Genomic DNA, 3958 nt, shown 5'->3' on the forward strand with positions numbered 1-3958 from the left:
GCACCAGGCCGCCGACGAAAGCGGCGGAGCGCGGCATGCCCAGGAAATTGATGAACACCGCGAGGCCGAGCAAGCCGAAGACGATTGACGGCACCGCTGCCAGATTGTTGATGTTGACCTCGATAAGGTCGGTGAAACGGTTCTTCTTGGCAAACTCCTCCATATAGATGGAGGCGGCGACGCCGATCGGCAGCGCCAGGAGCAACACGATTACCATCATATAAAACGAGCCGATGATCGCCACGCCCATGCCCGAGGTTTCCGGGCGGCTGGAGGCGCCGTAGGTGAACAGGCCGCTGTTGAAGTGCTCGGCCATCGCGCCCTCGGCCTTGAGCTTGTTCATCCAGGTGATCTGCTGGTCCGAGACCTTGCGTCGCGCTTCCTCGACACTGAGGTCGATCTGGCCCTTGAAAGCCGAGTCGAGATTGGCGGCGGCGAGGATGTTGACGTTGCGTGTCGTGCCGATCACGGACGGATCGGCGGCAACGATGTCGCGCAACTGGACGCGGGCGCCTTCCGACAGGAAGCCCTTGAGCTTCTGGATCATCGGCTTGTCATCAGGAGAGATGCCGAGCTTGGCCACAAGCGCGTTTTCGGCGAGCCTGGGATAATTTGCCTTGATCAGAACGCTCGGATCGGTTGCACGCTTGCCGGAAGGATCGATCACCTTCTCGTCGAACGAGATCGGCAGTGATACCGTCGTCTGCCAGAAGGCGGTGTAGCCTTTCGAGACGATGGTGATCAGCATGATTGCCAGGAACGCCAGGCCTACGGAAATCGCCACGACGCCATAGATGCGGAAACGGCGTTCGGCGGCGTAACGGGCCTTCAGGCCGATGTCGCGGCGCGGATGGGCCGCCGCCCTGACCATCGTATCCATGGAAATGTCGGTCATTCGTACTGCTCCCGATATTTGCGCACGATGTAGAGCGCGACGATGTTCATCACCAACGTCAGCGCGAACAGCGTCAGGCCGAGTGCGAAGGCGACCAGCGTCTGCGGCGAATTGAACTCGAGGTCGCCGGTGAGCTGGTTGACGATCTTGACGGTGATGGTCGTCATCGCCTCGAACGGGTTGACGGTGAGGTTGGCGGCGACGCCCGCCGCCAGCACGACAATCATCGTTTCGCCGATGGCGCGCGAGGCGGTCAGCAGGATGGCGCCGACGATGCCGGGCAGTGCAGCCGGCAGGATCACCCGCTTGATCGTCTCGGAGCGGGTCGCGCCGAGGCCAAGCGACCCGTCGCGCATGGCGCGCGGCACCGCGGTTATGATGTCGTCCGAAAGAGAGGACACGACCGGGATCAGCATGACGCCCATGACCAGGCCGGCGGTGAAGATGCTCTGGCCCTGGATGAAGGGCGAACCGCCGGTCAGCGCCGCGGACAGGTCGCGCAGGAACGGCCCAAGCGTGACGACGGCGAAGATGCCGTAGACGATGGTCGGTATGCCGGCCAGCAGTTCAAGCGCCGGCTTGACCACCGAGCGCACCTTGGGCGTTGCATATTCGGCCATGTAGACAGCCGACATCAGCCCGACCGGCACCGCAACCAGCAGCGCGACGGCGGCGATGTAGAGCGTGCCCGCAAGAAGCGGGATCAGGCCGAATTGGCCCTGGCTGCCGCCCGAACCGGCAGCGGCAAAACGCGGATCCCAGACGGTGCCGAAGAAGAAACTCATCGGCGAGACGCTTTCGAAGAAGGTGATCGTCTGGAACAGCATCGAAAGCACGATGCCGATGGTGGTCAGGATGGCGATGGTGGAGGCGGCAAGCAGCCCCCACAGCATCAGCCTCTCGACATTGTTGCGGGCCCTGGCGCGCGGCTCGATCTGCCTGAGCGCATAGAAGGCGCCGGCGATCGAGGAAACGAGAATGACAATGGCGCCGAACAGGCCGAGCCGGTCCTGGACCTTGTTCGCCTCGATGGCGATCGGGATCATGTAATCCTGCGTGTCGCTCGCCAGTGCCACACCCTTGGCGGCGAGCAGCGGCTGCAGCTCGGCAAAGCTGGCCGGCATTGCGGCCAGTGTGCCTGCATCGAGTTTGCGCAGGCCCCTGGCGAGGCTCTTTACCAGGCTGACATCCAGTGCCTCACTGGCAACCTTGCTGTCGACGGTGCGCTCGGGCAAGGCAGTGTGAATGTGTCGGTCCAGATAGACGGAAGACCCGACGGTCCAGACGGCAAGCAGCAAAAGAGCAGGCAGAACGGCGAGCAGGAAGGCCCACCAGCCATGATAGTGGGCGCGCGAATGCGGCTTGACCTTGCCATTGTCCTGGGCCGCGGCACGTTGCCGACCGATGAAAAAGGCAACCAGGCCGACGGCAACGACGATGGCCAGTACGAGCAAGGACGACATGGACCCACCCCAAGAGAAATTCTTACGCAGCCGCCATTGCGGCCTGCGATGAAACCGGGGCGCGGGATTTGGCCCGCACCCCGGTTCGGCAGCTGATTACATCGACTTTCCGGCGGCGAAAGCGTCACGCTGGGCCTGACGCTCGGCATCCGGAGCCGCAACGAGGCCGTATTCGGCGAGCGGGCTTTCCGGGCCAACCATCTGGTCGTCAAGGAAGAACTCGACATATTCCTTGAGGCCGGGAACGACGCCCAGATGCGCCTTCTTGACGTAGAAGAACAGCGGGCGCGAGACGGGATACTTGCCGCTGGCGATCGTCTCGGTCGAAGGCACGACGTCTTCCACGGTGGCGACCTTCAGCTTGTCGGCATTGTTCTCATAGAAGGCGAGGCCAAACACGCCGACGCCGGTCTTGTTGGAGTCGATGCGGGCGAGCGTCTCGGTATAGTCGCCATCGATGTCGACGGCCTTGCCGTCCTTGCGGATGGCGATGCAGGTTTTGCCGATTTCCTTGTCGTCGGCAATGCCGGCGGCCTTGAGAGCAGCCTTGTCACAGCCGGCATCGAGAAGCTTGGTCTCGAACACTTCGCGCGTGCCATGCTTTTCGCCCGGAATGTAGGCGGCGATGTCCCAGTCGGGCAGCTTCGGATTGACCTGGCTCCACTTGGTGTTCGGATTGTCGACGAGCTTGCCGTCGACGACCAGCTTGGCTGCCAGCGCCTTGTAGATGTCGGCGGGAACCAGCGCCCAATCCGGGCCCTTGATGTCGGTGGCGAAGACGATGCCGTCATAGCCGATCCGGACTTCCTGGACTTCCTTCACGCCGGCGTCGGCGCAGGACTTGAGTTCGTCCGCCTTGATCGGACGCGACGAATTGGCGATGTCGATCGTGTCTTCGCCGACGCCCTTGCAGAATTCCTTGATGCCCGCGCCGCTGCCGCCGGATTCGACGACCGGGGTCTTGAAGTTGGTGAATGTTTCGCCGAACTGCTCGGCGACGATCTTGGCATAAGGTAACACTGTCGATGATCCGGCGACCTGGATCTGGTCGCGCGCGGCGGCGAAGCCGGACGTCGCGGCGAGCGCAAGCGCAGCGGCCGACGCCGTATAGAGGAATTTCTTCATGTGGCCTGCTCCTGTTCGGAAGATGGTCTCTCGGCGCTCGTCAGTCGGCGCCCGCTGAGGCCAATAGCCTTCGATTATAACAGTCGCATGACAGTTTGATGTCACCCCGGTAACGCGTCATCGGGATGAGCAGAATGCCGCCTGGCCGGCACTCCCGACGCAGCCCCGCTTTGTCACCGGAATCAGGGACTTGCTCGATTCGGTCGAGGCTGGCCGGCGATTTGAGGATCAGCCGGCCTTTATGAAGAAAAGCCGGACGGGAGCGCGTTGCTCTCAGCCAGACGGTGTCGTGGCCGGGCCATCGCCGAAAACAGGTCCGTTGGGGTAGGTTGACGCTGTCTCATGCCGGCGGTCGCTGCTCCCGCCCGTAACTGGGAAGAGCGGAATTCGAATGTCGCCATTGTCTCGGCTGGATGCCGCCTTTCATATGGTGCGATCGCACCATATGAAAGGCGGCATCCAGCCGAGACAATGG

At 62.6% G+C, this 3958-nt stretch carries 3 protein-coding genes; all 3 read right to left on the reverse strand.

Going from position 1 to position 3958, the window contains the following annotated elements; genetic code table 11:
- A partial coding sequence (locus EN749_RS32225; RefSeq protein ID WP_128364682.1) for a DUF3333 domain-containing protein occupies window positions 1-895 on the reverse strand: 895 nt, incomplete at its 3' end.
- The gene (pstC, locus tag EN749_RS32230) at window positions 892-2358 is read right to left on the reverse strand and encodes a phosphate ABC transporter permease subunit PstC (protein ID WP_128288234.1); all 1467 of its coding nucleotides are present in this window, start codon (window positions 2356-2358) and stop codon (window positions 892-894) included. The genes pstC and EN749_RS32225, both read right to left, overlap by 4 nt.
- A 96-nt stretch (window positions 2359-2454) precedes the next feature.
- Window positions 2455-3483, reverse strand: a complete 1029-nt coding sequence (locus tag EN749_RS32235; RefSeq protein ID WP_127271977.1) for a substrate-binding domain-containing protein — start codon at window positions 3481-3483, stop codon at window positions 2455-2457.
- Window positions 3484-3958: the final 475 nt, after the last annotated feature.

The sequence above is a fragment of the Mesorhizobium sp. M7A.F.Ca.ET.027.02.1.1 genome (assembly GCF_004022985.1).
Classification (GTDB): Bacteria; Pseudomonadota; Alphaproteobacteria; order Rhizobiales; family Rhizobiaceae; genus Mesorhizobium.

What these genes read in the sequence shown, in the direction of transcription:
- pstC (WP_128288234.1), bottom strand. Translation starts at nt 2,358, where the DNA reads ATGTCGTCCTTGCTCGTACTGGCCATCGTCGTTGCCGTCGGCCTGGTT.
- EN749_RS32235 (WP_127271977.1), bottom strand. Translation starts at nt 3,483, where the DNA reads ATGAAGAAATTCCTCTATACGGCGTCGGCCGCTGCGCTTGCGCTCGCC.